General features: G+C 66.3%; 23 protein-coding genes and 1 other RNA gene. 18 read left to right on the forward strand and 6 right to left on the reverse strand.

Features of this window, described 5'->3' with window-relative positions:
- Positions 1–22: 22 nt before the first annotated feature.
- Both NMQ14_RS05190 and NMQ14_RS05195 read left to right on the forward strand, forming a co-directional pair.
- Positions 23–526, forward strand: coding sequence for a M48 family metallopeptidase (locus NMQ14_RS05190; protein ID WP_257094115.1), 504 nt, complete (start codon positions 23–25; stop codon positions 524–526).
- Between the two features lie 5 nt (positions 527–531).
- Complete coding sequence (locus tag NMQ14_RS05195; protein ID WP_257094117.1) at positions 532–1437, forward strand: patatin-like phospholipase family protein; 906 nt, start codon at positions 532–534, stop codon at positions 1435–1437.
- Here the strand turns inward: NMQ14_RS05195 and dbpA are convergent, their stop codons facing one another.
- The gene (dbpA, locus tag NMQ14_RS05200) at positions 1438–2880 is read right to left on the reverse strand and encodes an ATP-dependent RNA helicase DbpA (RefSeq protein ID WP_257094119.1); all 1443 of its coding nucleotides are present in this window, start codon (positions 2878–2880) and stop codon (positions 1438–1440) included.
- A gap of 105 nt (positions 2881–2985) precedes the next feature.
- Here dbpA and NMQ14_RS05205 point away from each other — a divergent pair, with 105 nt between their 5' ends.
- From NMQ14_RS05205 to NMQ14_RS05225, 5 genes are all read left to right on the forward strand, one after another.
- Entirely contained in the window at positions 2986–3900 is a 915-nt protein-coding gene (locus tag NMQ14_RS05205; protein ID WP_257094120.1) for an asparaginase, read from the forward strand.
- A gap of 165 nt (positions 3901–4065) precedes the next feature.
- On the forward strand, positions 4066–5622 hold the full coding sequence (locus tag NMQ14_RS05210; RefSeq protein ID WP_257094121.1) for an EAL domain-containing protein: 1557 nt from the start codon (positions 4066–4068) through the stop codon (positions 5620–5622).
- A 30-nt stretch (positions 5623–5652) separates the two neighbouring features.
- A complete protein-coding gene (locus NMQ14_RS05215; RefSeq protein ID WP_257094122.1) occupies positions 5653–6339 on the forward strand; it encodes an ABC transporter ATP-binding protein in 687 nt (228 codons plus the stop codon).
- Positions 6332–8806 (forward strand): FtsX-like permease family protein, encoded by a 2475-nt coding sequence (locus tag NMQ14_RS05220; RefSeq protein WP_257094123.1) that lies wholly within the window; start codon positions 6332–6334, stop codon positions 8804–8806. The genes NMQ14_RS05215 and NMQ14_RS05220 overlap by 8 nt, the downstream gene beginning before the upstream one ends.
- Positions 8807–8903: 97 nt before the next feature.
- Positions 8904–9401, forward strand: coding sequence for a CIA30 family protein (locus NMQ14_RS05225; protein WP_257078997.1), 498 nt, complete (start codon positions 8904–8906; stop codon positions 9399–9401).
- A gap of 9 nt (positions 9402–9410) precedes the next feature.
- On the opposite strand, the gene NMQ14_RS05230 is transcribed toward NMQ14_RS05225, so the two are convergent.
- The 3 genes from NMQ14_RS05230 to NMQ14_RS05240 all read right to left on the reverse strand — a co-directional run bounded on the left by NMQ14_RS05230 (position 9411) and on the right by NMQ14_RS05240 (position 12006).
- Positions 9411–9542, reverse strand: a complete 132-nt coding sequence (locus NMQ14_RS05230) for a hypothetical protein (protein WP_257078996.1) — start codon at positions 9540–9542, stop codon at positions 9411–9413.
- Positions 9543–9640: 98 nt separating this feature from the next.
- On the reverse strand, positions 9641–11389 hold the full coding sequence (gene msbA, locus NMQ14_RS05235) for a lipid A export permease/ATP-binding protein MsbA (protein ID WP_257094124.1): 1749 nt from the start codon (positions 11387–11389) through the stop codon (positions 9641–9643).
- A gap of 44 nt (positions 11390–11433) precedes the next feature.
- Positions 11434–12006: a histidine phosphatase family protein gene (locus NMQ14_RS05240; protein ID WP_257094502.1), complete on the reverse strand. Its 573-nt coding sequence runs from the start codon at positions 12004–12006 to the stop codon at positions 11434–11436.
- A gap of 223 nt (positions 12007–12229) precedes the next feature.
- Between NMQ14_RS05240 and NMQ14_RS05245 the strand changes: the two genes are divergently transcribed.
- The 10 genes from NMQ14_RS05245 (at position 12230) to NMQ14_RS05290 (ending at position 20439) form a co-directional block, all read left to right on the forward strand.
- Positions 12230–12484: a hypothetical protein gene (locus tag NMQ14_RS05245; protein WP_257094125.1), complete on the forward strand. Its 255-nt coding sequence runs from the start codon at positions 12230–12232 to the stop codon at positions 12482–12484.
- Between the two features lie 97 nt (positions 12485–12581).
- A complete protein-coding gene (locus NMQ14_RS05250; RefSeq protein WP_257094126.1) occupies positions 12582–12812 on the forward strand; it encodes a hypothetical protein in 231 nt (76 codons plus the stop codon).
- A complete protein-coding gene (locus NMQ14_RS05255; RefSeq protein WP_069038708.1) occupies positions 12809–13126 on the forward strand; it encodes a cell division protein ZapA in 318 nt (105 codons plus the stop codon). Before NMQ14_RS05250 ends, NMQ14_RS05255 begins: the two co-directional genes overlap by 4 nt.
- A 36-nt stretch (positions 13127–13162) precedes the next feature.
- A non-coding RNA gene (ssrS, locus tag NMQ14_RS05260) (6S RNA) lies at positions 13163–13344 on the forward strand.
- 332 nt (positions 13345–13676) lie between these two features.
- Positions 13677–15203, forward strand: coding sequence for an acyl--CoA ligase (locus NMQ14_RS05265; RefSeq protein WP_257094128.1), 1527 nt, complete (start codon positions 13677–13679; stop codon positions 15201–15203).
- Positions 15204–15257: 54 nt separating this feature from the next.
- Complete coding sequence (locus NMQ14_RS05270; protein WP_257094130.1) at positions 15258–16262, forward strand: tripartite tricarboxylate transporter substrate binding protein; 1005 nt, start codon at positions 15258–15260, stop codon at positions 16260–16262.
- A gap of 105 nt (positions 16263–16367) precedes the next feature.
- Complete coding sequence (locus tag NMQ14_RS05275) at positions 16368–16877, forward strand: tripartite tricarboxylate transporter TctB family protein (RefSeq protein WP_257094132.1); 510 nt, start codon at positions 16368–16370, stop codon at positions 16875–16877.
- Positions 16878–16907: 30 nt separating this feature from the next.
- On the forward strand, positions 16908–18404 hold the full coding sequence (locus tag NMQ14_RS05280) for a tripartite tricarboxylate transporter permease (RefSeq protein ID WP_069038704.1): 1497 nt from the start codon (positions 16908–16910) through the stop codon (positions 18402–18404).
- Between the two features lie 98 nt (positions 18405–18502).
- Positions 18503–19507 carry a 2-dehydropantoate 2-reductase gene (locus tag NMQ14_RS05285; protein ID WP_257094134.1) on the forward strand — a complete coding sequence of 335 codons (1005 nt, stop codon included), beginning with the start codon at positions 18503–18505 and terminating at the stop codon, positions 19505–19507.
- Positions 19508–19623: 116 nt separating this feature from the next.
- Positions 19624–20439 carry a sulfite exporter TauE/SafE family protein gene (locus NMQ14_RS05290; RefSeq protein WP_257094504.1) on the forward strand — a complete coding sequence of 272 codons (816 nt, stop codon included), beginning with the start codon at positions 19624–19626 and terminating at the stop codon, positions 20437–20439.
- Between the two features lie 13 nt (positions 20440–20452).
- On the opposite strand, the gene NMQ14_RS05295 is transcribed toward NMQ14_RS05290, so the two are convergent.
- Positions 20453–20980, reverse strand: coding sequence for a hypothetical protein (locus tag NMQ14_RS05295; protein WP_257094136.1), 528 nt, complete (start codon positions 20978–20980; stop codon positions 20453–20455).
- A gap of 12 nt (positions 20981–20992) precedes the next feature.
- Positions 20993–22399, reverse strand: a complete 1407-nt coding sequence (gene mgtE, locus NMQ14_RS05300; RefSeq protein WP_257094506.1) for a magnesium transporter — start codon at positions 22397–22399, stop codon at positions 20993–20995.
- A gap of 197 nt (positions 22400–22596) precedes the next feature.
- Here mgtE and NMQ14_RS05305 point away from each other — a divergent pair, with 197 nt between their 5' ends.
- Positions 22597–24609 (forward strand): ribonuclease catalytic domain-containing protein, encoded by a 2013-nt coding sequence (locus tag NMQ14_RS05305; RefSeq protein ID WP_257094154.1) that lies wholly within the window; start codon positions 22597–22599, stop codon positions 24607–24609.
- The last annotated feature ends 178 nt before the right edge of the window (positions 24610–24787 follow it).

The raw sequence follows: 24787 nt of genomic DNA on the forward strand, positions 1-24787 counted from the left end.
GCGCCGTCCCCGCCTGGCCTGAATGAATACCCTTACGTACCTGGCCGGCTACCCGCCACACATCCAGGACCAGGTGCGCGCGCTGATCGAGCAGGGTCGCCTCGCCGAAACACTGAAGGCGCGCTACCCGGACACTCATGCGGTGCGCAGCGACAGCGCACTGTACGATTACGTGATGGCGCTGAAACAGCGCCATCTCCGCAATGGCGCGCCGATCAACAAGGTGATGTACGACAGCAGCCTCGGTCTGACGGCCCGGGCACTCGGCACGCACACCACGGTGTCACGCGTGCAGGGCGGCAAGCTGAAGGCCAAGCACGAACTGCGGGTTGCCACACTGTTCCGCGATGCGCCGCCGGAGTTCCTGAAGATGATCGTCGTGCACGAACTGGCCCATCTGAAGTCGCGCGAGCATGACAAGGCGTTCTACCAGCTGTGTACACATATGGAACCGCAGTATCACCAGTATGAATTCGACTTGCGGCTGCACCTGACCCAGCTCGACCTGTGCGGCGGGCCCGCCTGAATCCGATGGGCAGCCGACCGACCGTATCGCTAGTGCTCGGCTCCGGCGGCGCGCGCGGGCTGGCACACATCGGCGTCATCCGCGAACTGGAATCGCGCGGCTACGACATCCGTGCCATCTCGGGCTCGTCGATGGGTGCGCTGGTCGGGGGCATTCACGCGCTGGGCGGACTCGATGCCTACGAAAAGTGGGTGACCGCGCTGGGGCAGTCGGACATGCTCCGCCTGCTCGACCTCACGCTGTCCGGTGGCGGCCTGATCCGTGGCGAGGTTTTGATCCAGCGTCTGCGCGAGCTGGTCGGCGAATGCAATATCGAAGACCTGCCGCTGGACTACACGGCGGTCGCGGTCGACATCGAACGCGGGCGGGAAGTGTGGCTGTCGGACGGCTCGCTGTTCGAAGCGATCCGTGCCTCGATGGCCGTGCCATCGGTGTTCACGCCGCACGCCTACCGCGGTCGCCTTCTGGTCGATGGCGGGCTGCTGAATCCGGTTCCGGTGGCGCCGACCCTGCGCACACTGACCGATCTGACGGTCATCGTCGATCTGAATGGCGAATCCGTCGAGCCTCCTCCGCTGCAGCGTGCGGACAACGACACCGGCCTGCTGGCGCGACTGCGCAGCTACCTGCCCGGCGGCAACGGAAATGGCGCGGTGAAGGTTGCCGAATCGGGATTGGCCATGTCGGATGTGCTGATGCGTTCGCTGGAAACCATGCAGGCCGCCCTGACGCGCCGCAATCTCGCGGTGTTCTGGCCCGATGTGGTGATCAGCGTGCCGAAGAATACCTGTCGCTTCCACGAATTCCATCTGGCGACGCCGTTGATCGAGTACGGTCGCCGACTCGCTGGCGACGCGCTGGACCGGCTGGAGGCGTCGACCGGCGCGCGAGGCGGGCCGCCGTCGCCCTGATCAGTCGCTGCCGAGCCGCTTCACCTTCACATCGCGCCCCTTCACCCGCCCGCCATCGAGCCGGCGCACCACCTCGTCGGCAATGTTGCGTTCCACCGCGACATAGGTGAGGTAGTCGGTCACGTCGATCCGGCCCACCTGCTCGCGGGTGAAGCCGGCTTCGCCGGTCAGCGCGCCCAGCACGTCGCCCGGCCGTATCTTTTCCTTGCGCCCGCCCAGTATCTGCAAGGTGGCCATCGGCGGCACCAGCGGTGCATGACCGGCCGGCTCCAGTTCCGCCAGCGGCTGCCATTCGAGCGCCACGCCCTGCGCCTTTTCGATGCGCAGCGCCCGGCCCATCTCGTTGCGGCTGACCAGGCTGAGTGCCCAGCCCTCGGCGTCACCGCGCCCGGTGCGTCCGATGCGGTGCACGTGCACCTCCGGGTCGGGCGTCACGTCGACGTTGATTACTGCTTCGAGCTTGTCGATGTCCAGACCGCGCGCGGCCACATCGGTGGCCACCAGCACCGACGCACTGCGGTGCGCGAAACGCACCAGCACCTGGTCGCGTTCGCGCTGCTCCATGTCGCCGTACAGGGCCAGCGCCTCGAAACCCTGTGCGCTCAGCCGGTCCGCCAGTTCGCGGCAGCGTGCCTTGGTGTTGCAGAAAGCCAGCGTGCTGACCGGCCGGAAGTGGCGCAGCAGCTGCGCCACGGCGTCGAGCCGTTCGGTGTTGTCGATCTCATAGAAGCGCTGGCGGATCTTGCCGGCCGCATGCTGCGTCGCGACCTGCACCCGTTCCGGCTCGCGCAGGAACTGCGACGCCAGCTTTTCGATGCCGGGCGGGAAAGTGGCCGAGAACAGCAGGGTCTGGCGCGCGGCCGGGCACTGTTGCGCGATCCACACGATGTCGTCGAAGAAGCCCATGTCGAGCATGCGGTCGGCTTCGTCGAGCACCAGCATGTTCAGGCCGCGCATGTCCAGCGTGCCGCGTTCCAGGTGATCCATGATGCGGCCCGGCGTGCCGACCGCCACATGCGCACCGTGCTCCAGACTGCCGATCTGCGGCCCCATCTTCGCACCGCCGCACAGCGTCACCACCTTGATGTTGTCGGTAGCGCGCGCCAGACGGCGGATTTCCTTCGCCACCTGATCGGCCAGTTCGCGCGTCGGGCACAGCACCAGCGCCTGTGGGGAAAACCAGCGCGGATTGAGTTTGGCCAGCAAGGGCAATGCAAACGCCGCCGTCTTGCCACTGCCGGTTTTCGCCTGCGCGATCAGGTCACGCCCGGCCAGCGCCAGCGGCAGCGTGGCCGCCTGCACCGGCGTCATCGCGAGGTAGCCGAGCGTGGTCAGGTTGGCGAGCGTCTCGGGCGCCAGCGGCAAGGTGTCGAACGCGGTTTCAGTCAGCGTCGACGGTGCAACGTCGGGCGAGGTGGATTCGGAAGCTGTGGATTCGGTCATGCGCGATTATAAGGGCCCGTGCCGGGCCGGCGTGTGCATCGCCCTTGCGCCGTGGCGCGCCGCTCCACCAGAATGCGCCGACAGCATCCGACAGGCAGCGAACCGATGAAACGCATCGTCATCCTCGGCACCGGTGGAACCATCGCCGGCCAGGCGCGCAGCGCCGCCGACAACACCGGCTATGTCGCCGGCACGATCGCCGTGGCGGATCTGGTCGCTGCCGTGCCGCCGCTGGCGGCGTTTGCGATCGATGCCGAGCAGGTCGCGCAGACCGACAGCAAGGACATGACTTTCGCTATCTGGCGTGCGCTGGCGCAGCGCGTTGCGCATCATCTTGCGCGCAAGGATGTCGCAGGCATCGTCATCACCCATGGCACCGATACACTGGAAGAAACCGCCTACTTCCTGCATCGTGTGCTGGCGCCGGCCAGACCGGTCGTGCTGACCGGCGCGATGCGCCCGGCGGGTGCGCTGGCCGCCGACGGACCGCAGAACCTGCTCGACGCCGTGCGCCTGGCCGCGTCGCCCGAAGCGAGTGGCGTACTGGTCTGCATGGCGGGCACCGTTCATGCCGGCTGCGAGGTGCGCAAGGCGCATCCGTATCGTGTCGACGCCTTCGATTCCGGTGATGCCGGTCCGCTCGCCTACCTCGAAGAGGGTGTGCTGCGCCGCCTGCGCGACTGGCCGCGCGGCGACGCACTGGGTCTGGCGCATGTGCTGCGCGACGACTGGCCGCGCGTCGACATCGTGCTGAACTACGCCGGTGCCGACGACGCGCTGGTCGATGCACTGTGCGCGCTCGGTGTGCGCGGCATTGTTGCGGCGGGCACCGGCAACGGCACTCTTGGCGCACCCCTTGAGGCGGCGCTGCTGCGTGCGCAGACGGGCGGCGTCGCCGTGCTGCGTACCAGCCGGACCGCGCGCGGCAGTGTCATCGACACCCCGGGCGCTGCGTTGCCGGACGCCGGCACGCTCACGTCGGTGCAGGCGCGCGTCGAGTTGATGTTGCGGTTGATGTAACACACGGCGGCGGGGCTGCCGCACTGGACGTGCGTTCGCCCGTCACGACGCATCGTGAATTTCACGCAGCCCACGTAAGTGAAACGACACGATGCGCTTACACTGCGGCATCGTGCACACACACAATAAAGTCGCCCAAGCGACTGTTGATTGAAGAACGCCCTGATGCGACGCCGCGCATTCATTACGCTGCTGACGGTCGCTGCCCTGTTTGCCGGGCTGCTGCCGCTCGCTGCAGCGCTCTATTTTTCCTGGAGCTATACGCTCAGGGTCGAAACGCTGCACCTCGACGCGCTGGCGCAGCAGGCCCTGCTGCGCGCCGAGCAAGTGTTCGACGAAGCGCAGTCCGAACTGCATGGCCTCGATGCGGTTCCGGACACGCCGTGCTCGCCGGCCCATATCGAGCGCATGCGCCAGATCGCCTATTGCACGCCGTTCGTGCGCGAGATCGCCTATACCCGCGATGGCCGCATACAGTGCAGCAGCATGGGACCTGGAGAGGAAAACGGTATCCGTTCGTTGCCTGCTGCCGACTGGACCGATGGCAAGGGACGCCAGATATGGTTCCGGCTGACGCACCCGCTCGACGATGCACGACCGTCTGTCGCCATCGGTCGCGGTTCGCACCTTGCGCTGATCCACGCCAGCCATTTTCAGGTACGCAGCATCGCCGACACCCGTCTGGTCGTGCTGAGCATCACCGACTGGCTTCCTCTCGCCGTGGTCGACGAGCCGCTGGTGTCGAGCATGATCGATACCGCGATGACCGGCCGCGAGCATATCCAGGGTGACCGCCTGTATGCCGTCGCGCAGTCCGGCCAGCTGCCCATCGTGGCGGTGGCGGCCCAGTCGCGCGCCCAGCTGCTCGCGGCGTGGACCGAGCCGCTGGTGATGACCACGCTGTTCGGCGTACTGGTCAGTACGCTGATGGTGTGGGCGGTGCGCCGGTTTACGCGCCAGTTCTTCTCGCCGGCCACGGCGCTGCTGGCGGCCATCCGGCGTGGCGAGTTGCGGGTGGCCTACCATCCGCAGATACGCCTGTCCGACGGCCGCTGCGTCGGCGCGGAACTGCTGGTGCGCTGGCCTGACCAGAACGAGCCGGTCATGAGCACCGACGATCTGGTGCATCTGGCCGAACACTCCGGCTTCGAACATGAAATCACCTCGCGCGTGCTGCGTACCGCGATTGCCGAGATCGGAGACCTGCTGCAGCGCCGGCCCGAACTCACGGTGTCGCTGAACGTGGCGTCGCACGATCTGGAAAGCGGCGGCCTGAGCGAGCTGCTGTCCGACGTGCTCGACGGCAACGGCATCCGGCGCAGCCAGATCGAACTCGAACTGACCGAACGCAACCTGATCCAGGCCGGATCGGCCGGTCTCGTGCTTGCACAGTTGCGCGAAGCCGGCCACAAGGTGCTGCTCGACGACTTCGGAACCGGTTACTCCAGTCTGTCCTACCTGCATGATTTGCCGGTCGATGCGCTGAAAATCGACCGCGCCTTCGTCGGCACCATCGGTGCCGATTCGCCGCACGCACCGCTGGTGCCGCACATCGCCGAAATTGCCCGCACACGCAAGCTGCAGATGGTGGCGGAGGGTGTCGAGACGGAACAGCAGGCGACCTATCTGCGCGAGCAGGGCGTTCAGATTGCGCAAGGCTTCCTGTACGCGCGGCCGATGGATGCCGCCGAATTCCGTCAGTTCCTCGCCACGCGCGCCTGAACGTACGGCGCGGCGCGCAGTCCATCCGCCGTGCTTTCCCTGACTGCCCTCGACAAGACCCTGCCTGGTACGCCGCCGCGCGTGCTGCTGCAGGCGCTCGATCTCGACATCGCCGCCGGCGAATACGTCGCGGTGATCGGCGAATCCGGCTCCGGCAAATCGACGCTGCTCAACGTCGTGGCGGCACTCGATCGCCCCGATGCAGGTTCGGTGCGTTTCGACGGCGTCGAGGTGTCGGCGCTGGACGATGACGCCGCCACCGTGTGGCGGCGCACCCGGGTCGGCTTTGTGTTCCAGGCCTTCCATGTGCTGCCCTGGCTGAGCCTGCGCGACAACGTGGCGCTGCCGCTGGCGCTGGCCGGTGTGTCGGCGCGCGAGCGCCGCGAGCGGGCGTGTGCGCAGCTGTCCGCGGTCGGGCTGGCGAACCGTGCCGACGACAGCCCGACGCAGCTGTCCGGTGGCGAGCTGCAGCGCGTGGCGATCGCGCGCGCGCTGGTGCACCGGCCGCGCCTGCTGCTGGCCGACGAGCCGACCGGCAATCTTGACGCCGACAACGCCGAGCGGATCGCCGCGTTGCTGCGCGATGCCGTGAAGTCGGGCGCTGCCTGCGGCCTGCTGGTCACCCATTCGGCCGCCGTCGCCGCCACTGCGGACCGCGTGCTCAGGCTGGGCCGCGACGGCCGCCTGCATCCGGCCGACGCGCACGTCGATGCTTGAGCTGCTGTGCCGCTCGGCCTGGCGTGGTGCGAGCCGGCTTGCGCTGCTGGCCATCGCGCTCGGTGTGGCGCTCGGCGTCGCGGTGTCCGCCATTCACCGGGCGGCGCTCGACGAGTTCGAATCCGGCCTGCGTGCGGTGTCGGGCTCGGCCGATCTGGAAGTGGTGGCGGCGCGCGGCATGGATGAGTCGGTCTATGCCTTGCTCGCCCGCCTGCCCGACGTGGCATACGCCAGCCCGCTGGTCGAGCGCGAACTCGACGTCGCGGTCGACGCGCGCGCGCTGAAGCTGCGGGTCATCGGCCTTGATGCCTTTCGCGCGGCGGCGGTGCAGCCGACCTTGCTGCCGCCGGCGGGTGACATCGCACGGCTGATGGAGCCGGGCGCGATCTTTCTGAGTCATGCTGCCGGCCAGGCGCTCGGCGTCCAGCCGGGGCAGACGCTGAAGCTCGGTCGCGACAACACCGCCTTCACCGTTGCCGGCTGGCTGCCGTCGGCCGGCAGTGGCGCCGCGCTGGCCGTGATGGACATCGGCGAGGCGCAGTGGCGGCTGGCCACACTCGGTCAGATCAGCCGCGTCGCGCTGCGCCTGCGCGAAGGCGTGAATCGCGCCGAGGCGACCGCGCGCATCGCCGCCATGCTGCCGCCGGGCGTGCAGTGGCAGACGCCCGCGCAGGCGCTGGAACGGGCGGACCGGCTGTCGCGCGCCTATCGCGTCAATCTGGGTCTGCTGGCGCTGATCGCACTGGCGGTCGGCAGCTTTCTGGTGGCGGCGACGCAGGCCGCGGCGATTGCGCGGCGCACGGCCGAAATCGCCTTCCTGCGGGCAGCCGGACTGACGCGCGCGCAGCTTTTCCGCATGCTGATCGGTGAGGGGGCGCTGCTGGGCGCGTGCGGCGCGCTGCTGGGCATCGCGCTCGGACACGCACTGGCGGCGCTCGCGCTGACGCTGATCGGTGCCGATCTGGGCGCCGGTCTGGTGTCAGGTGTGGCGCCGGCGCTGTCGTTCGACCTCGCGGCCAGCGCGGGCTTCGGTCTGCTCGGCGTGGCCAGCGCGGCGGCCGGCGCGGGCTGGCCGGCGCGCGATGCGCTGCAGATTGCGCCGGCACAGGCGCTGCGGGCCGGTCACTTCGGTCCTGCGCTGCGCACGCTGGGCAACGACCGCCGTACCGTGGCGGCATTGAGTGCGCTGTTGCTGGCGCTGGCTGCCGCATCGCTGCCGCCGCTGGCCGGTCTGCCGCTCGGTGGCTATGCGGCGATCGCCTGCGTGCTGGTGGCCGCCGTGCTCGCCGTGCCGCCGCTGGCCCGGGCGCTGGCGCGGCGCGTGCCGACGTTCTCGGCGGTGCCGCTGGATCTGGCGCGGGCGCGGCTGATGGCCGAGCCCGGGTTCGCGTCGCGCAGCGCGGCCGGCGTGCTCGCCGCTACGGCACTGATCGTCGCGATGGCCGTGATGGTGTCGTCCTTCCGCAGCTCGGTCGACCGCTGGTTGACCGATGTGCTGCCGGCCGAGCTTTACCTGCGCGGCGATCGCGATCGACCGTGGCCGTACGATATCGAAGCGCGGTTGGCCTCAGTGCCCGGTGTCGAGCGGCTGGAAGCCATCCGGCACCAGAGCCTGCTGCTGAGCGCCGAACTGCCGGCGGTGGCGCTGATCGCCCGGCCGCTGCCGGATGACGCCGGTCGCGTGCTGCCGCGCGTCGGCGCATCGGTGGCGCCGGGCGCGCTGCCTCAGGTGTGGGCGTCCGAGGCGATGGCGGATCTGTATGGCTGGACGGCCGGCCGCGAAGTCGAACTGCCGCTCGCCGGACAGCGGCTGCGTGTGCAGGTCGCCGGCCTGTGGCGCGACTACGCGCGCCAGCACGGCGCGGTGGTGATCGATCTGGCGCGCTACCGCGCGCTGACCGGCGACACGGTGTCCGACGACTTCGGACTGTGGCTCGACGCAGGGTCCGATGAAGGGACTGTCGCGCAAGCGCTGCGCGATGCCAGCGGCAAGGGCGAGGCGCTGGAACTGACGTCGAGCGAAGAGGTGCGCCGCCTGTCGCTCGGCGTATTTGACCGCACCTTCGCCGCCACCTATGCGCTGGAGGCGGCATCGGCGCTGATCGGCCTGGCCGGCATCGCGGCGGCGTTTGCGGCGTCGGCCAGCGCGCGCGCGCGCGAATTCGGGTTGTTGCGCCACCTCGGCTGCACGCGCCGGCAGATCGCTGCGCAGTTGGCAGCCGAAGGTCTGCTGTCCGCGCTGCCCGGGCTGCTGCTGGGTCTGGTCGCCGGGTTCGCGATGAGCGCGCTGCTGATCGAAGTGGTGAATCGCCAGTCCTTCCACTGGAGCATGGACTGGGTGGTGCCCTGGGGCTGGCTGGCCGTCATCGTGCTCGCCATGCTGGCGGCCTCGACGCTCGCGGCGATACTGGGTGCACGTGGTGCACTGGATGTCGCGGCGGTGCGGGCGGTGAAGCTGGATGACTGAACAGACAGCAGGCGGATGCGGCGGTCGGGCAGCCGGGTTGGGCGGTGCTTCGGCGCGCGGCGATTGCCCGCGGCGCCAAGCACCTTACAATGCGCCCATGGCGCGCAAACTATTTGATTTCGGCAACGCCGGCGCAGTCGATGACTGGTCGCCGATTGATGATGGCGTAATGGGCGGCATGTCGCGCAGCAGGCTGCGACCCGACCCGGCCGGGCACGCGGTATTCGAAGGCATCGTGTCGCTGGAACGCAACGGCGGCTTCGCCTCGGTGCGCGCCCAGCCTGGAAACATCGCCGAAGCAGGTGCGACCCACTATGCGCTCGTGGTGCTCGGCGACGGCAAGCGCTACAAGCTCAGCCTGCGCTGCGACGACGACTTCGACGGCCTGAGCCACCAGATCAGCTTTGAACCCCCGGCGGGTCAGTGGGCCACCGTGCACCTGCCGGTGGCGGCGTTTCGCGCCACCTTCCGCGGTCGCAACGTGATGGGCGCACCGCCGCTCGACCCGTCACGCGCACGCCAGATCGGCCTGATGATCGCCGACCGTCAGGCGGGCACCTTCTCGCTCGGCATCCGCGCGATCCGGGTCGAATGAACGTCGTGCTCAGTGCGGCTTGATCAGCGGCTGCATCAGTTCGGACGCATTTTTCTTCGCCTGCTTGGCGGCCTTCTTTTCCTTCGGTGTCGACGCCGGCTGTTTCTTCGTCGCCTTCACGCTGTTTCGTTCCTTGCTCATGGTGTGACCTTTCGAGTGCCGCCGGCGCAGTGGGCGCACGGCTCGGCCCGACCACTATAAGCCGATGCGGCCGTGCGGCGCGAAATGACGGGTGGAGCTCAGTCGCCGCCGAGCTGCGAGTGGTATAGGTTGGCGTACATGCCGCCGGCTGCCAGCAGCTCTGCGTGGCGACCGATTTCGGCGATGCGCCCGCGGTCCATCACGACGATGCGATCGGCCCGTTCGATCGTGGACAGCCTGTGTGCGATGACCAGCGTGGTGCGATTCTTCATCAGCACTTCGAGCGCCGCCTGCACCTGCCGCTCCGATTCGGTATCGAGCGCCGACGTCGCCTCGTCGAGAATGAGCACCGGTGCATCCTTCAGCAGCGCGCGCGCGATCGCCAGCCGCTGGCGCTGGCCGCCCGACAGCTTGACGCCGTTTTCGCCGATCAGCGTGTCGAAACCTTCCGGCATGGCCTGGATGAAATCGAGCGCGTAGGCCGCGCGCGCGGCGGCTTCGATGTCGCCGCGATCGGTGTCGCGCAGCGCGCCGTAGGCGATGTTGGCCGCCACCGTGTCGTTGAACAGCACAACGTCCTGGCTCACCAGTGCCATGTTGGCGCGCAGGCTGGCCAGCCGGATGTTCTGGATATCGTGACCATCGAGCAGGATGCGCCCGCTGCCCGGCGTATAGAAGCGCGCCAGCAGATGGGCCAGCGTGGTCTTGCCGGAGCCGGATGCGCCGACCAGCGCCACCGTCTCGCCTGGAGCGATCGCCAGATCGATGTGCTGCAGCACGCGTTCGTCGCGCCCCGGATAGCCGAAGCCGAGCTGGTCGAAGTCTATGCGCCCGCGCGCGCGCTCGATTTCGACCGTCCCGGTGTCACGCTCGGCCTGTTCGTCGATCAGCTGGAACACGCTTTCCGCTGCCGCCAGGCCGCGCTGCAGCGGCGCATTGACGTCGGTCAGCCGCTTCAGCGGCGCCAGCAGCATCAGCATGGCGGTGACGAAGCCCATGAAGCTGCCGACCGTCGTGCGATTGCTCGCCGAGTCGTGCAGCGCCACCGCGATGACGATGCCCAGCGCCATCGCGGTCAGCACCTGGGTCATCGGCGACACCAGCGATGCGGCGACGATGTTGCGCATGTTCTGCCGCCGCTGCTTGCGACAGGCCGCATCGAAACGGCCCATTTCATAGTCCTGGCCGCCGAAGATCTTGACCACCTTGTGTGCTTCGATGGTTTCTTCCAGCGTGTGCGCGATGCTGCCCATGGCGGTCTGCGCGCCGCGCGCCGATTCGCGGATGCGGCGCGAACTGAGGCGCACCACGATGGCGATCAGCGGCAGCATGCCGAGCACGATGAGCGTGAGTTTCCAGTCCAGCCACAGCAGCCAGGCCAGCAGGCCGGCCACGGTCAGCGTGTCGCGCACGAACACGGTGATGACATTGGTCGCCGCCTGCGTCACGCCCTGCACGTCGTAGGCGACCTTGGAAATCAGCGCGCCGGAGTTGTGGTTGTCGAAGAACTCGGTCGGCAGCGCCAGCAGGCGGCCGAACATCGCGCGGCGCAGGTCGAGTACGACGTTGTTGGCGGCCCAGGCGAAGGCGTAGTCGGCGATGAAGCCGAAAATGCCGCGCGCGGCGAACAGCGCGACGATGAGCACTGGATAGAACCACACGGCATCCGGGTCAGTGCCGCCGAAACCGCCGTCGAGCAGCGATTTCATGATGGCCGGAAACACCGGTTCGGCGGCTGCCGTGAGCGCCATGCAGAGCAGTGCAACGGCAAAAGCCACCCAGTAGGGACGCACATAACCGAGCAGGCGCACATAGATCGCGCGGCTGGAAACCTGGACTGAAGTCATGGCGGGTCAGGTGCGGAGAAGCGCGGATTATAGGTGCAGCCCGCTCAGCGGTTGAATGCGCGCAGTTTGGCGCCGAGCGGGCCGATTGCCAGATGCGTCAGGTGGCCGAAGTCGAATTCGAGATTCAGCCAGCGTTCGGACGGCAGCCCGAGCAGGGTGCCGGTCAGCGCGCGCATCGGTCCGTTGTGGCCGACCAGCACGAGCGCATCAGTGCCGCGCCGGTGCGCCTCGAAGGCAGCCCAGACACGCGCGGCCATGTCGGCGTACAGCTCGCCGGCCGGCGCCCGGAAGTCGATCAGCGCATTGCCCCAGGTGTCGAAACCGTGCGGCGGAATGTCGCTGAAAGGCTTCATTTCCCAGTCGCCGAAGTCGAGTTCGCGCAGCCGCTCGTCCGTTTCGACCGCCGGATCGAGGGCGTGAGCCAGCAATCGCGCGCGTTGCAACGGACTGCTGACAATGCGCACGTCGGCCGGCAGGAGCAGGCGCAGCCGGTCGGCGCAGGTCAGGGGATCTTCGGCGACGTCCAGGTCCGTCACGCCATAACAGAGCCCCGGCGCCACGGCCGGCTTCGGATGGCGCACCAGATAGAGCTGGAGCGGATCACTCAAACGGAACATTCCGCTCATCGTGTGCCGCCTGTGACAACACCCGAACAGCCCGGCGCGCAGGCCCGAGGCGCAGCGCTGACACACTGTGCTGAGCTTGCGTCCCACTGTGCTGCGCTGCAAAAATAAAACACGATTTTCTTCACGATCCAATACTGGTAAGGGGTTGAAAGAGTTGTTGCAGTGCACTACATTCAATTCAACAACTGCTTTTTAACTTGCTGGGAGCTTCATCATGAAAACCACTGCACTCCGTATCTTGCTTGCTGCGAGCCTTTCACTTTCGGCCTTTGCGGCATCGGCCGACACCACCGAGTCGTCGAAGGCAGTCGGACACCCTGAAGATTACAAGGTGTTCATCGATGCCAAGACCGGCTTCGCCTTCGTGCGTACGCCGTCGCGCTGGGTATTCACCCGCAAGGTGGATGGCGGCCGTGTCGCCGAAACATCCACCGACAAGCGCGTCGATACGGCCGAACTGTCGCGTTGATCGCAGGATCCGGCGGGTTTGACCCCGCCGCCCACAGGAAAAAGCCACTCTTGCGAGTGGCTTTTTCCTTTGCGCTGCCGCCCGATCGGCGCTTGTCTTGACCGCCCGATGGGCGCCCCCCTATAGTTCGCCGATGGACCACGACATCAATCAACTGGGCGACCGCCTCGACATCCTGCTGGGTCGATTCGGGGCGCTGCACGATGAAAACATCGTCCTGCGCAATCGTGTGGCGGCGCTGGAAGGCGAAAACAGGGTGCTCGGCGACAAGATCGAAGCGGCGCGCGAGAAGGTGAGCAGTCTGCTTGAAAGGTTGCCACAGGAATGAGTCGCGAACCCGCGCAGGCGGAAACCACTGAAATCACGATACTCGGACGCGAGTACCGGGTGCAATGCCGGGAAGGTGATCGCGACGCGCTGAACGCGTCAGTCGAACTGGTCGAGCGCCGCATGCGCGATCTTGCGGAAACGACGCGCGCGTCCGGTGAACGGCTTGCGGTGATGTGCGCGCTCAATCTGGCACACGAAATTTTTCAGATGCAGGCGACCGGCGGTGTTGATTTGGTGCCGCTGCGGCGTAGAATAAATTCCATGCAATCGCGCATCGAAGAGGTGCTTTCCAGTCAGGAAAAGCTTTTCTAGATGCCGGTCGCGTCAGGGCTGAACGCCCTGAGCACTAATCCCCTGCGGTGTTCGCCAAGGTCATAGATTCCTTGAACCAATGTTGATTGGCATGAGGTTGCGAACCTAGGACGCCGCTGTTGTGCCGGCCCTTAACGGGCTGGCCTGATGCGGCAGGAACGCAGCCGCTCTGAACCCACGGTTCAGGATGCCGGCCTAGCGACATGCGCGGGGGTCCCCCTACCGACAGCCCACCACCCCGGGCGCGCGGTACGGTCACCAAGGTGACCGCCTCTGGTTGGCGATGAGACACATCGCAACCAAGGTCTTGTGGCTTATCTGCCACAGACTGTTCCAACTCAGGATTTTTGCAGCAGAGTTTTGCATAAGCTGATCGCTTGGTGCGGGCATGGCTTGAACGATCGTTCGTTATGGACGACACTCATATCGCCCATTGTTTTGCTTTTGCGGAGCAGCGGTTGTCCGCGGTGACCTGTCGGCTTGCGTCTGCGGAACCCCGAAGCGCGCCATTGGCGTCTTCCTGAATTTCAAACTGTCTTACGGAGTCTGTATGTCGGCCACTTCTACGCTGATCGAGCTGTTTTCCACCGGTGCCGATGCATCCGTCGCGCTGTCCGCGCCGGCACGTTCGGACCTGAGCTTCGGTCAGCTGCGTGCCCTGATGGCACGCACCATTGCGCGCCTGAACGCCCTCGGCATCGGCCGCAATGATCGCGTCGCCATCGTGTTGCCGAACGGCCCGGACATGGCCAGCGCATTCATCAGCATCGCCGCCGGCGCCACGGCCGCACCGCTCAACGCCGGCTATCGCGCCGAAGAATTCGAGTTCTATCTGTCCGATCTGAACGCCAAGGCGCTCGTGGTCGATCGCGGCAGCGTGTCGCCGGCCATCGAGGTGGCGAAGAAGCTGGGTGTGCGCGTCATCGATCTGGTGGCGCAGGACGCCGCAGGAGACTTCCTGCTGGAACCGCGCGAAGTGGCCGACGTGTCCGCACCGGTGCACCCGGGCAACGCCCAGCCGGATGATGTGGCACTCGTGCTGCACACCTCGGGTACGACCTCACGTCCGAAGATCGTGCCGCTGACCCAGCGCAACGTGTCTGCTTCGGCGCGGAACATCTGCGCGACCCTCGCCTTCACCGAAAAGGACCGCGGCCTGAACATCATGCCGCTGTTCCACATCCACGGCCTGATCGCCGGCATCATGGCGCCGCTGTCCGCCGGTGCGTCGGTGTTCTGCACGCCCGGCTTCGACGCGCTGAAGTTCTTCTCCTGGATGGATGAAGCGCATCCGACCTGGTACACCGCTGTGCCGACGATGCACCAGGCCATCCTGTCGCGCGCGTCGCGCAATAAGGAAACGATTGCCCGCAACCCCCTGCGCTTCCTGCGTTCGTCGTCGTCGTCGATTCCGCCGCAGGTCATCCGCGAGCTGGAAGAGGTGTTCGGCGCGCCGTTGATCGAAGCCTACGGCATGACCGAGGCGTCGCACCAGATGGCGTCCAACCCGCTGCCGCCGCGCCCGCGCAAGCCTGGTGCGGTCGGCCTGGCGGCCGGCCCTGAAGTGGAAATCATGGACGACGACGGCAACATCCTGCCGGCCGGCGAGATCGGCGAAATCGTCATCCGCGGCGCCAACGTGACGCCCGGCTACGAAAACAACGAGAAGGCGAACAAGGAAGGTTTCACCCACGGCTGGTTCCGCACCGGTGACCAGGGCAGCAAGGACGCAGAAGGCTATCTGTCGCTGACCGGTCGTCTGAAGGAAATCATCAACCGCGGTGGAGAGAAGATTTCGCCGCGCGAGGTCGACGAAGTGCTGATGGACCACCCTGCGGTCGCCCAGGTCGTGACGTTCGGCATTCCGCACCCGAAGCTGGGCGAGGAAGTCGGCGCCGTCGTCGTGCTGCGCGAAGGGCAGAGCGCGACCGACAAGGAAATCCAGGCCTTCGCTTCAACGAAGCTCGCCGACTTCAAGGTGCCGCGCAAGATCCTGTTCATGGACGAAATTCCCAAGGGTGCGACCGGCAAGCTGCAACGCATCGGGCTGGCACAGAAACTGGGTCTGGGTGTCTGATCCACGACCTTTCCCGCAGTACCGTCATCAACAATATCCACTGAGGAGAGCGCAATGATCGAGTTCAAGAACTGGGCCGCAAGAGCCCTGGTGTCTGCGGTTGCAGCGATCGGTCTGGCCGGCGCGGCACACGCCTGGGAACCGACCAAGCCGGTCGAGTTCGTCGTGCCGGCCGGCACGGGTGGCGGCGCCGATCAGATGGCCCGTTTCATCCAGGGCATCGTGGCCAAGAACAAGCTGATGGAGCAGCCGCTGGTCGTCGTCAACAAGTCGGGTGGCGCGGGTGCCGAAGGCTTTCTGGAAGTGAAGGGTGCCAAGGGCAACCCGCACAAGATCATCATCACGCTGTCGAACCTGTTCACCACGCCGCTGGCGACCGGTGTTCCGTTCAACTGGCGTGACCTGACGCCGGGCGCGATGCTCGCACTCGACCAGTTCGTGCTGTGGGTGAATGCCGATGCGCCGTACAAGACGGCCAAGGAATACATCGACGACATCAAGGCCAAGCCGGCCAGCACGTTCAAGATGGCCGGTACCGGTTCGAAGCAGGAAGACCAGATCATCACCGCGATGATCGACAAGGCTACCGGCAAGAAGATGATCTACGTGCCGTTCAAGGGCGGCGGCGATGTGGCGGTGCAACTGGTTGGCGGCCATGTCAATTCGACCGTCAACAACCCGATCGAAGCCGAAGCCCACTGGCGCGGCGGCAAGCTGCGCCCGTTGTGCATCATGGACACCGAAAAGCTGAGCTACACCGAAAAGGTGACGGACACGCAGTCCTGGGCTGACATTCCGACCTGCAAGAGCGCCGGTGTGCCGATCGAATACCTGATGCTGCGCGGCATCTTCCTCGCTCCGGGCGTCACCCAGGAGCAGGTTGATTTCTACGTCAATCTGTTCAAGAAGGTGCGTGAAACACCCGAATGGGCCGACTTCATGAAGAAGGGTGCGTTCAAGCAGACCTTCATGAGCGGCAAGGAATTCGCCGACTGGGTGGGCAAGACCGAAGCGATGCACTACGGCCTGATGAAGGACGCCGGTTTCCTCGCCAAGTAATCCGCCTCAAGCAAGTCAGTCACACGGGCGGGTCATCCCGCCCGTGTTCATTTAATCGCCCGCCGCAAAGATGCATGCGCCCTGTTTTCATTCTGGAGATTCGTGATGGAGCGATCCGAGGAAGCCGCTGAAGCCGGCTTGTCCAACCGCTGGCCGGAACTATTGGTCGCGCTGTTCCTGTTCGTCATGGGAATCATCGCGGTCATCGACAGCATCCGCGTCGGCATAGGCTGGGAAGAGGGCGAAGGCCCGCGCGCCGGCTACTTCCCGTTCTACATCGGCTGCATCCTGCTGGCGTCAAGCGGCTGGATCCTGATCACCGCGCTGATGAAGTTCAAGCGCGCGCAGCCGCAGTTCGCCAGCTGGACGGAACTGCGCTCGGTGATGCAGATGCTGGTTCCGCTGACCATCTACGTGGTGGCGGTCGTGTTCCTGGGTATCTACCTGTCGTCGTTCGTGCTGATTGCCTTCTTCATGAAGGTGCATGGCAAATTCGGCTGGCTGGCTACGGTGATCACCTCGATCGGCGTGCCGCTGGGCGCCTTCCTGCTGTTCGAGCGCTGGTTTCTCGTGCCGCTTCCCAAAGGTCCGATCGAGCTGATGCTCGGTCTGTGACACCACAAGAACTCATCCTCCGAGACCGAGATGGACGAACTCAACAACCTCATGCACGGGTTCAGCGTCGCGATGACGCTACCCAACCTGGGCTTCATGGTGCTCGGCGTCACGCTGGGCATCCTGATCGGCGTGCTGCCCGGTCTGGGCGGCGCCAACGGCATCGCCATCCTGCTTCCGCTGACCTTTTCGATGGACCAGACCTCGGCCATCATCATGCTGTCCTGCATCTACTGGGGCGCATTATTCGGCGGCGCGATCACGTCGATCCTGTTCAACATTCCGGGCGAGCCGTGGTCTGTCGCGACCACCTTCGACGGCTATCCGATGGCGCAGCAGGGTCGGGCGGGTGCCGCACTGACCGCGGCATTCACGTCGTCCTTCGTCGGTGCGTTCTTCGCCGTGCTGCTGATCACCTTCCTCGCGCCCCTGGTGGCGAGGTTCGCGCTGAAATTCGGTGCGGCGGAAATGTTCGCGGTGCAGATGCTCACCTTCTGTTCCTTCGTTGGCATGAGCAAGGAACCACCGGCCAAGACGCTGGCTGTGATGGCACTGGGTTTCGCGCTGGCCGCGGTCGGCATGGACACGGTGACCGGCACGTTGCGCATGACCTATGGCGTGACCGAACTGCTGAAGGGTTTCGACTTCCTGATCGCGGTGATCGGCCTGTTCGGCATCGGTGAAATCCTGCTCACCATGGAAGAAGGCCTGGCCTTCAAGGGCAAGAGCGCGAAGATCCAGCTCGACGTGGTGCTGAAGACCTGGGCTGAACTGCTGCGCTACTGGAAGACCTCGATCCGTTCGGTACTGGTCGGCTGCTGGATGGGCGTCACGCCGGGCGGTGCCACGCCGGCCTCCTTCATGGCCTACGGCCTGGCCCGTCGCGGTGCAAAGGACAAGGATTCGTTCGGCAAGGGCAACATCGAAGGGGTGGTGGCGCCGGAAACCGCAGCGCACGCAGCCGGCACGTCGGCGCTGCTGCCGATGCTGACGCTGGGCATTCCGGGTTCGCCGACCGCTGCCGTGCTGCTGGGCGGCCTGCTGATCTGGGGCCTGCAGCCGGGGCCGCTGTTGTTCACCGAAAAGCCGGACTTCGTGTGGGGCCTCATTGCCTCGATGTATCTGGGCAACATCGTCGGCCTGATCATCGTGCTGACAACAGTGCCGTGGTGGGCAGCCATCCTGCGCATTCCGTTCTCGGTCATCGGCCCGATCATCATCGTCATCTGCGCGATCGGCGCCTACACGGTGCACAGCTCGATTTTCGACGTGGTGATGATGCTGGTGTTCGGCGTGTTCGGCTACCTGTTCAAGAAGCTGCGCTATCCGCTCGCGCCTCTGGTGCTCGCGCTGGTGCTGGGCGACATGGCCGAATCGAGCTTCCGCCAGTCGATGCTGCTGTCGCAGGGCAGCCTGGACATCTTCTGGGCGAATCCGCTGGTCGGCGGCCTGATGGCCTTGTCGTTCGTGATGCTGCTGTGGCCCATCGTGCCGGTGCTCAAGCACCAGCTGCGCCGCCGTACTTGATCTGAAACCGCCGCGCCCGCCGCATGACGGCCGGGCGCGGCCGGCGGCGGCGTGACCGGTGTCCGGCGTGCCACCGCGCTCTCGAGGGAGATGAAAAGATGAAGATTGCAGTCGTTGGCGCAGGTGCCATCGGGGGTTATCTGGCCGTGAAGCTGTCGCGTGCCGGCAATGAAGTCACCTGCATCGCGCGCGGCCCCAACCTCGCCGCCATCCAGGCGAAGGGCATGTCGCTGATGCTGGAAGACGGTACGGTCGAGCACGCGCCGGACATCCGCGGCGTGCAGAAGATGACGGACGCCGGCGTGCAGGACGTGATCCTGCTGACGCTCAAGGCGCATCAGGTGAAGGACGTCGCTACCGACATGCGGGCGCTGTTCGGCCCGGACACGATGGTCGTGACGATGCAGAACGGCATTCCGTGGTGGTACTTCCACAAGCTGGCCGGGGGTTACGAAGGCACACCGGTCACTTCGGTGGACCCGGACGGCATCGTCGCCGCGAACATCGAAGTCGAGCGGGTCATCGGCAGCGTGGTGTATCCGGCGTCCGAGCTGGTCGAACCGGGCGTCATCAAGCTGATCGAAGGCAATCGCTTCACGCTGGGCGAACTCGACGGTTCGCGCTCGCCGCGCATCGAGGCGCTGTCGCAGGCCATGATCGCCGCCGGCTTCAAATCGCCGGTGTCGAAGGACATCCGCTCCGAAATGTGGGTCAAGCTGTGGGGCAATCTGAGCTTCAACCCGATTTCCGCGCTGACGCATGCCACGCTTGAAGATATCTGCCGTTTCCCGCTGACCCGCGAACTGGCTGCCAACATGATGCGCGAGGCGCAGTCGGTCGGCGAAAAGCTCGGCGTGGAATTCAAGATCGCGCTCGACAAGCGCATCGCCGGCGCCGAAGCGGTCGGCGCGCACAAGACCTCGATGCTGCAGGACGTCGAAGCCGGCCGCCCGCTCGAATTCGAGGCGCTGGTCGGTTCGGTGCGCGAACTGGGCCGCATCACCGGCATTCCGACGCCGAACATCGATGCGGTCTATGCGCTGGTGTCGCTGCTGGCGCGCACGCTGTCGGACAAGCGCGGCAAGCTGGCCATCGCCGGTTGACCCGGCGCGCTGCCGTCACAGGGCACCTGCGGGTGCCCTGTGTGCTTAAGCGCAACGCGGGCTTTGCGGTCGCACTGCCGCCTGTGTTCAGATAGCGATTTTTGCAGCGCACCATGATGTTCTTCCCCGATACCGAATTCGTGCTCGCCTGCCTGCTGCTCGGCACCGTCGTCGGCTTCTTCGCCGGCATGCTGGGCATCGGCGGCGGCGCGCTGCTGGTACCGATTCTGGTCAGCCTGTTCGAACGGCTGCACGTCACGCCCGACCACATCCTGCATCTGGCGCTCGGCACCTCGATGGCGGCCATCGTCGCGTCGGCCGCGATCAGCCTGCGCACCCACCATGCGCATGGCGCCGTCGACTGGCCGACGGTGCGCACGATGACCACAGGCGTGCTGATCGGCACCTTGCTGGGCACCTTCATCGCGCGCGAAGTGTCGACCCAGGTGCTGTCGCTGATCTTCGCGGTGTTCATCGGCTATGTCGCGCTGACGATGCTGATCGGCTTCAAGCCGAAGCCGTCGCGTCAGCTGCCCGGGCCGGGCGGTCTGATCGCAGCTGGCGGCGGCATCGGCGTGGTGTCTGCGCTGGTTGCGATCGGCGGCGGCGCGCTGACGGTGCCCTTCCTGACCTGGTGCAATCGCGACATCCGCCAGGCCATCGGCACCTCGGCCGCGCTCGGCCTGCCGATCGCGCTGGGTGGCACGGCGGGCTACATCTTCAATGGGTGGGGCGTGCCGGACATGCCGCCGCAGGTGCTGGGCTATGTGCACCTGCCGGCGCTGGTCGCCATCGTCGCGGGCAGCCTGTTCACGACACCGCTCGGCGCGCGCGCCGCACACCGGCTGCCGGTGCCGCTGATCAAGCGGCTGTTTTCGCTGCTACTGGTTGCGCTGGCCGTGCGCATGCTGTGGAAGCTCTGGAACGCCTGATCCGCGCCGGGCGTCAGCGGCGATGGCTGGCCCGGGCGAGCCGCTCCACCAGCGCGTCCTGATCGGCGCTGCGGCCCGCTGCACCCATGGCAGTGAAGCTCACTGTCAGCTCGCCCACCTTCAGCATGCCCTGTCGCAGCATGGAGAACGGCTCCGGCGTGATGGCGCCACCGGCGTCGAAGAAGTAGCCGGCGGGTGCGCTTGCCGGCACCGGTTGCAGCGGTGCATCGGCCGCACCGACGGTCTGCGCGGTGCGCGTCACACGGGTGCGGATTTCATCCAGTGTCGAAGGCGGTTTGCGATCGGCCGCCTTCCACACCGCGGTCACCACCCACTGCGCCTTGCCGTCGGGCGCCGACACGGTCAGGGTTGGCGGCATGCGCACATCGTGCCGGCTTTCCTCGACGGTCCAGGTGTCCGGCACGGTCAGTTCCAGCGCACCGGCTTCGGCGCAGGTGACGGTCAGCGCTCGGTCGGCCGCTTCGGCGCAGGCGCCTGCGATCATCAGGGCAAGGCTGGCAGTGAAGAGCCGGAGGCGCATGGACGTTCCCGATCAGAGCAAAACAAGGGTGGCCAGCCCGAGAAAGATGAAGAAACCGCCGGAGTCTGTGACCGCGGTGATCAGCACCGAACCGCCGACCGCCGGGTCGCGGCCGAGCCGCGCCAACACGATAGGCACCGTCACACCGATGAAGGCGGCCAGCAGGAGGTTCAGCGTCATCGCCGCGCTCATCACGGCACCCAGTGCCCACGAATCGTACAGCCAGGCGGCCAGCAGGCCGAGCAGGCCGCCCCAGACGATGCCGTTGATCAGCGCCACGCCCATTTCCTTGCGATAGAGCCGGCGTGCCGCATCGGGTGCGATCTGGCCGAGCGCGATCGCACGCACGATCATCGTGATGGTCTGGTTGCCGGAATTGCCGCCGATGCCGGCCACGATGGGCATCAACGCGGCCAGCGCGACGAGTTTCTCGATCGAGCCTTCGAAGGCGCCGATGACGCGCGAGGCGAAGAAGGCGGTGCCCAGATTGATCGCCAGCCAGGCCCAGCGGTTGCGCACCGAATCCATGATGGGCGCGAAGATGTCTTCTTCCTCGCGCAGGCCGGCCTGGGCCAGCAGCTCTTCTTCCGACTGTTCGCGGATGAAGTCCATCACCTCGTTCACCGTCAGCCGGCCGATCAGCTGATCGTGGTGATCGATCACCGGCGCCGACACGAGGTCGTAGCGCTCGAACGCCTGGGCGGCCGATTCGGCGTCGTCCGAGGCGTGCAGCACCAGCGGATGCTCACGCATCACGGCCGCCACTTCGACTTCGCCGTCGTTGATCAGCAGGGTGCTCAGCGACAGCACGCCGCGCAGTTTCTCTTCGCGGTCGACGACGAAGATCTGGTCGGTGTGGTCGGGCAGTTCATCGAAGCGGCGCAGATAGCGCAGCACCACTTCGAGCGTCACGTCCTCGCGCACGGTGACCATGTCGAAATCCATCAGCGCGCCGACCGAATCGTCCGGGTAGGACATGGCGGAACGCAGCTGCTCGCGCTCTTCCACGTCGAGCGCGCTGAACACGTCCTGCATGACCTCGGTCGGCAGATCCGGTGCGAGATCGGCGAGTTCGTCGGCGTCCAGCTGTTCGACCGCGGCCACCAGTTCCTTCGGCTCCATCGCATCGATCAGCGATTCGCGCACCGCATCCGACACTTCGAGCAGGATTTCGCCGTCGCGGTCGGCGCGCACCAGATCCCACACCAGCAGCCGGTCCTCCGGCGGCAGGGCCTCAAGGATGTAGGCGATGTCGGCCGGGTGCATCGTGTCGAGCTTTTTCGTCAGCTCGCTGTGGTGCTGCTTGGCGACCAGCGTTTCCACCAGGTCGTGACGCGGCATTTCCTGACGATGCAGCAGGCTTTCGACCCGCTTCTGACGGTCGAGCAGCGACCTCACCTCTTTCAGGCGACGGTGCATTGCATCAAGCGGCAGGATTTCGTCGTGTTCGTCCACAGGGTGTCGTTCAGGCAGGGCGATCGTTGCAGCGGCTGGCAGGCGATTGTAGCCGTCGACTGTCCGCCGGCTCCGGGTTTTTGCCGCAATGCGACAACGCGCAGACCCCGGGCGGCGCTTATCCGCGATAATCGCGGTCCGAGTTCTTGCGTACCCGCTTCATGAATGTTCTTTTCGAAGAGGACGGCCACTTCCGCGCCGGCTCCGTGATGACCGACAGCGTGTCCTCGCTGCAGGTCGAACTGCCGAGCGGCAAGCGTTCCAAGGTGAAGGCAGCCAACGTGCTGCTGCGTTTCGCCAGCCCCGATCCGGCAGCCCTGCTGGCTGCGGCCGAGATGCAGGCGGCCGATCTCGACGCCACGTTTCTGTGGGACGTGTGCGGCGACGATGAATTCCCGTTCGAGGAACTGGCGCGCGAGTATCACGGTGCCGCACCCACGGCCGAACAGGCCGCCGCCATCCTGCTGTGCCTGCACGCCGCGCCGGTGTATTTCCACCGCAAGGGCAAGGGTCGCTTCCGCAAGGCGCCGCCCGACATCCTGAAAGCCGCACTGGCCGGCCTGGAAAAGAAGCGCCTGCAGCAGGAGCAGGTCGATGGCTGGGTCGCCGAGCTGCTCGCCGGGCGCACGCCGCCGGACATCGCGGCCTGCAGCGCGCAGATCTTGTACAAGCCGGACCGCAACCGGCTCGAAACCAAGGCGGTGGAAGCGGCCGCCGCGTCGGCCGGCCTGTCGGTGGTCGGGCTGATGGCGAAGGCCGGCGCATTTGCGTCCAGCCACGAGTACCACCTCGGTCGCTTCCTGTTCGAATACTTCCCGCGCGGCACCGACTTTCCGACGCACGAGGTGCCGCCGGCCGGCGATCTGCCCGAGGCCGGCGTGCGCGCCTTTTCGATCGACGACGCCACCACGACCGAAATCGATGACGCCTTTTCGGTGCAGCCGAAGGCCGGCGGTGGCTGGCGCATCGGTATACATATTGCAGCGCCGTCGCTCGGCATCCAGCCGGGCACGCCACTGGGCGACATCGCGCGAAGCCGGCTGTCCACGGTGTATTTCCCCGGCCGCAAGATCACCATGCTGCCGGACGAGGCAGTGGACACCTACACGCTGCAGGCCGGCCGCAGCTGTCCGGCGCTGTCGCTCTACCTCGACGTCGAGACCGACCTGCGCGTCACGGCGAAGGAAAGCCGCATCGAACAGGTTGCCGTGGCCGCCAATCTGCGCCACCACGAAATCGAACCGCTGTTCAACGACGACACGATCACCGGCGGCGAATTGCCGGAATTCGAGTGGCGCGACGAACTGCTGCTGCTGTGGCGCCTGGCCGAAGTGCTGGAAGCCGGGCGCGGCAAGCCGTCGGCCAATGTCGGCCAGATGGATTTCAATTTCTACGTCGACTGGGCACAGACGACGGAAGACGGCGAAGGCCGCGTCGACATCCAGCGTCGCGCGCGCGGCAGCCCGCTCGACAAGCTGGTCGCCGAACTGATGATCGTCGCCAACAATACCTGGGGCAGCGATCTGCGTGATGCCGGCATTCCGGCGCTGTATCGCGCCCAGGGTGCAGGCAAGGTGCGCATGACCACGGTCGCCGCACCGCACGAGGGGCTGGGCGTCGATTGCTACGCGTGGTCCACCTCGCCGTTGCGCCGCTATGTAGACCTGGTGAACCAGTGGCAGATGATTGCGCTGCTGCGCGGCGAGGAGCCGGTGTTTCCGCCGAAGTCCGAAGCGCTGTTGTCAGCGCTGCGCGATTTCGAACTGGCCTACGCGGCCTACGCCGACTTCCAGCGCGGCATGGAGCGTTACTGGTGCCTGCGCTGGCTGCGCCAGCAGGCGCGCGAAGGCAATACCGTGTGGCCGGCCATCGTGCTGCGCGAATCGCTGGTGCGGCTGGAGCATGTGCCGCTGGTGCTGCGTTCGCCCAGCCTGCCGGCGCGCGACCCGCGCTCGCGCGTAGAGGTCGAGATCGACCAGCTCAATCTGCTCGACAACGACGCGCGCGCCCGCTGGGTCGGTGATCTGGCTGCACTGGCCGGTGCGGCACAGGTGTCCGAGGAAGAACTCGCAGAAGAAATCGCCGAGGCGGAACTGCCGCCCGAGACGCCAGCGGCAGACGCGCCGGTGCCTGAGCTGCCGGTGGCCGCACCGGAGAGCGGTGAAGCGGACTGAGCGGGGTTTTGCAGGGGGCTGCAGCCGGGAAGGGTGTTGCAGGCATGCGCCGGCGCGCCGTTCGTCCGTTGGGCATCGCTGCGCTCACCCCAACCTACGGCTCGTTCGGCGAGCGCCGCCTATTGACGCGGGTATCGGATTTCGCTGCGCTCACCGCACCCACGTAGGTTGGGGTGAG

This window comes from Methyloversatilis sp. XJ19-13, from assembly GCF_024580155.1.
Taxonomy (GTDB): domain Bacteria; phylum Pseudomonadota; class Gammaproteobacteria; order Burkholderiales; family Rhodocyclaceae; genus Methyloversatilis.

Excerpts from the sequence above, each read along its gene's own strand:
- NMQ14_RS05190 (WP_257094115.1), top strand. The coding sequence starts at position 23 with ATGAATACCCTTACGTACCTGGCCGGCTACCCGCCACACATCCAGGAC.
- NMQ14_RS05195 (WP_257094117.1), top strand. The coding sequence starts at position 532 with ATGGGCAGCCGACCGACCGTATCGCTAGTGCTCGGCTCCGGCGGCGCG.
- dbpA (WP_257094119.1), bottom strand. The coding sequence starts at position 2,880 with ATGACCGAATCCACAGCTTCCGAATCCACCTCGCCCGACGTTGCACCG.
- NMQ14_RS05205 (WP_257094120.1), top strand. The coding sequence starts at position 2,986 with ATGAAACGCATCGTCATCCTCGGCACCGGTGGAACCATCGCCGGCCAG.
- NMQ14_RS05210 (WP_257094121.1), top strand. The coding sequence starts at position 4,066 with ATGCGACGCCGCGCATTCATTACGCTGCTGACGGTCGCTGCCCTGTTT.
- NMQ14_RS05220 (WP_257094123.1), top strand. The coding sequence starts at position 6,332 with ATGCTTGAGCTGCTGTGCCGCTCGGCCTGGCGTGGTGCGAGCCGGCTT.
- NMQ14_RS05225 (WP_257078997.1), top strand. The coding sequence starts at position 8,904 with ATGGCGCGCAAACTATTTGATTTCGGCAACGCCGGCGCAGTCGATGAC.
- NMQ14_RS05230 (WP_257078996.1), bottom strand. The coding sequence starts at position 9,542 with ATGAGCAAGGAACGAAACAGCGTGAAGGCGACGAAGAAACAGCCGGCG.
- msbA (WP_257094124.1), bottom strand. The coding sequence starts at position 11,389 with ATGACTTCAGTCCAGGTTTCCAGCCGCGCGATCTATGTGCGCCTGCTC.
- NMQ14_RS05240 (WP_257094502.1), bottom strand. The coding sequence starts at position 12,006 with ATGTTCCGTTTGAGTGATCCGCTCCAGCTCTATCTGGTGCGCCATCCG.
- NMQ14_RS05245 (WP_257094125.1), top strand. The coding sequence starts at position 12,230 with ATGAAAACCACTGCACTCCGTATCTTGCTTGCTGCGAGCCTTTCACTT.
- NMQ14_RS05255 (WP_069038708.1), top strand. The coding sequence starts at position 12,809 with ATGAGTCGCGAACCCGCGCAGGCGGAAACCACTGAAATCACGATACTC.
- NMQ14_RS05265 (WP_257094128.1), top strand. The coding sequence starts at position 13,677 with ATGTCGGCCACTTCTACGCTGATCGAGCTGTTTTCCACCGGTGCCGAT.
- NMQ14_RS05270 (WP_257094130.1), top strand. The coding sequence starts at position 15,258 with ATGATCGAGTTCAAGAACTGGGCCGCAAGAGCCCTGGTGTCTGCGGTT.
- NMQ14_RS05275 (WP_257094132.1), top strand. The coding sequence starts at position 16,368 with ATGGAGCGATCCGAGGAAGCCGCTGAAGCCGGCTTGTCCAACCGCTGG.
- NMQ14_RS05280 (WP_069038704.1), top strand. The coding sequence starts at position 16,908 with ATGGACGAACTCAACAACCTCATGCACGGGTTCAGCGTCGCGATGACG.
- NMQ14_RS05285 (WP_257094134.1), top strand. The coding sequence starts at position 18,503 with ATGAAGATTGCAGTCGTTGGCGCAGGTGCCATCGGGGGTTATCTGGCC.
- NMQ14_RS05290 (WP_257094504.1), top strand. The coding sequence starts at position 19,624 with ATGTTCTTCCCCGATACCGAATTCGTGCTCGCCTGCCTGCTGCTCGGC.
- NMQ14_RS05295 (WP_257094136.1), bottom strand. The coding sequence starts at position 20,980 with ATGCGCCTCCGGCTCTTCACTGCCAGCCTTGCCCTGATGATCGCAGGC.
- mgtE (WP_257094506.1), bottom strand. The coding sequence starts at position 22,399 with ATGCACCGTCGCCTGAAAGAGGTGAGGTCGCTGCTCGACCGTCAGAAG.
- NMQ14_RS05305 (WP_257094154.1), top strand. The coding sequence starts at position 22,597 with ATGAATGTTCTTTTCGAAGAGGACGGCCACTTCCGCGCCGGCTCCGTG.